Annotated in this window: 2 protein-coding genes and 1 pseudogene; all 3 read left to right on the top strand. The window is 64.7% G+C overall.

The genetic code is table 11. The features are described from left to right. On the top strand, positions 1–734 hold a 734-nt coding region (locus tag EN935_RS31525; RefSeq protein ID WP_164771510.1), incomplete at its 5' end, for a lipopolysaccharide biosynthesis protein. Continuing rightward, the gene (locus tag EN935_RS31530; RefSeq protein ID WP_127263910.1) at positions 734–2014 is read left to right on the top strand and encodes a GNAT family N-acetyltransferase; all 1281 of its coding nucleotides are present in this window, start codon (positions 734–736) and stop codon (positions 2012–2014) included. The genes EN935_RS31525 and EN935_RS31530, both read left to right, overlap by 1 nt. 128 nt (positions 2015–2142) lie before the next feature. Further along, positions 2143–2355, top strand: a pseudogene (locus EN935_RS41555) (creatininase family protein); the annotation flags it as partial.

Consider the following 2355-nt stretch of genomic DNA (forward strand, 5'->3'; position numbering starts at 1 on the left):
CGGCTACCTATGTCACCACGCTTGGCCAGCTCATCGGCGTCACCCAGCGTATGGAAAGGCAGATCCCGGCGGGGCCGATGAAGGTGCATTTCGCGCAATGGTTCATCGTCTCGCTGCCGATCTTCCTGGTCGAGAGCTTCTTCTTCCTGCTCACCAATGCCGACGTGCTGATGGTTGGCGCCTATATGGATCCCAACGACGTCGCCGTCTATTTCGCCACGGTGAAGACGCTGGCGCTGGTGCATTTCGTCTATTTCGCCGTCAAGGCCGGCGTTGCCCAGCGCTATGCGCAGTTCACCCATGGCGACCCGCAAAGGCTCGCCGCCTTTGCCCGCGAGACGGTGTCGTGGACGTTCTGGCCCTCGCTCTTGATGGCGCTGCTGGTGCTGGCGTTGGGCGAGCCGATGCTGGTGCTGTTCGGCCCTGAATTCAGCAGCGGCTATCCCTTGCTGTTCCTGCTCGTCTTCGGCGTCGTGGCGCGGGCCGCTGTCGGCCCCTGCGAAAGCCTGCTGACCATGAGCGGCAACCAGAACATCTGTGCCGCCGTCTATGCCATGACGCTGGCTTTCAACATCGCCCTCAACGTGGTGCTGATCCCGATGTTCGGCCTGTGGGGTGCAGCCATGGCCACCGCCTTTGCCATGATCTTCGAAGCCAGCGCGCTGTCCTTCACGGTGTGGCGCAAGCTCGGCATCGTCATGCTCATCTTCGTGCCTGCGAAAGGAGCCGCGTGATGGCCGCCATCCCGTTGCTTGAGGAAACCAGCGGCGGCACCGCCGGCGCCATGGTGTCCGGCCTTGCCGGGCTGGCCCGTGACGCCGACCCGGCCCATATCGAGATCCTCGCCAACAACCGGCCCGAGCGCAAGCTCGCAATCTACCCGGCATCAGCCGGCTTCGACCTGGTCGAGGAACTGGATTATCTCTGCGCCCGCACGGTCGAGCCCAACGTCTTCTTCAACCCGCGCTTCCTGGCGCCAGCCATGCCGCGGCTGGAGGATCGCGAGGTGCGGCTGGCGGTCATCCGCGACGGCGACGAATACCGCAACCGGCTGCGCCTTCTGGTGCCGTTCTCGGTGGAACGGCCGGTGGTGCCGCTCGGCGTGCCGGTGATGCGCACATGGTCGAGCCCGTTCGGCCCGCTCGGCACACCGCTGGTCGACCGCGACGATCCGGTCGGTGTCATCGAGGACTTCTTCTCGATGCTGTCGCGCCCGCATCTCAAGCTGCCGAAAGTGTTCGTCCTGCCCGACATCCGGCTCGATGGCCCGGTGGCGAGCCTGCTTGCCACCGTGGCCGAGACGCGCGGCCTGATGCTGGTCACCACCGGCCAGACCCAGCGCCCGGCGCTGGAGAGCGAGCTCGATGGCGATGATTATCTGAAGGCCTCGCTGCGCGCACACCATTATCGCGAGTTCCGCCGCCTGAAACGGCGCCTTGGCGACCTCGGCAAGCTTGAGCATGTCGTGGCGCGCGGCCCCGACGACATCCGCCACGCCATCGAAGGCTTCCTGACCTTGGAAGCGGCCGGCTGGAAGGGTCGCGAACGCACCGCCATGGCGATCGATCGTTACCGCGCCGCCTTCGCCCGCGAGGCCGTGCACCGGCTGGCCGAGCAGGACATGTGCCGCATCCATTCGCTGACGCTCGACGGCCGCACAATCGCTTGTCTGATCGTCTTCGTCGAAGCCGGCGTGGCCTACACCTGGAAGACGGCCTATGACGAGACGCTGGCCAGCTATTCGCCCGGCACGCTGCTGATGATCGAGGTGACCAGGCAGCATCTCGACGATCCCAACATCATGATGACCGATTCCTGCGCGGTGCCCGACCATCCGGTGATGAGCCGGCTATGGGCCGAGCGCAAGCCGATGGGCACGCTGGTGATCGGCCTGACGCCGGACGCCGACCGCCTGACCCGCCAGGCCGCCTCGCAGCTGCATCTCTACCGCGAAACCCGCAACATGGCCCGTTTGCTGCGCAACCGCATGAAGAGTTTGCTGGGGCGGCGGTAGACCATGATCTCGAACTTCTGCGGCTGGATGGGCAGGCGCCTTGCCGAGACCCCTGCCATTCACACAAATTGCGCAAATCGGCAGACCGGCATGGGCGCTCGGATGCCGCGTAGGATCTAGAGGCTGGAATGATCGCACGACACGGTTTCACTTTCGCAAGCACCGTGATTGCCCTTTGCTTTCTGTCGGGTCTTGCGTCGGCAGCGAACGCCGCCAATGCGTCGGTCTTTCTTGAAGACCATACCTGGACCGAACTGCGCGATCTGGTCGCTGCCGGGACGACGACGATCATTGTCCCTATAGGTGGGACTGAGCAAAGTGGTCCCGCCATAGCTTTGGGC

The organism is Mesorhizobium sp. M7D.F.Ca.US.004.03.1.1, assembly GCF_003998635.1.
In the GTDB taxonomy this organism is placed as follows: domain Bacteria; phylum Pseudomonadota; class Alphaproteobacteria; order Rhizobiales; family Rhizobiaceae; genus Mesorhizobium; species Mesorhizobium loti.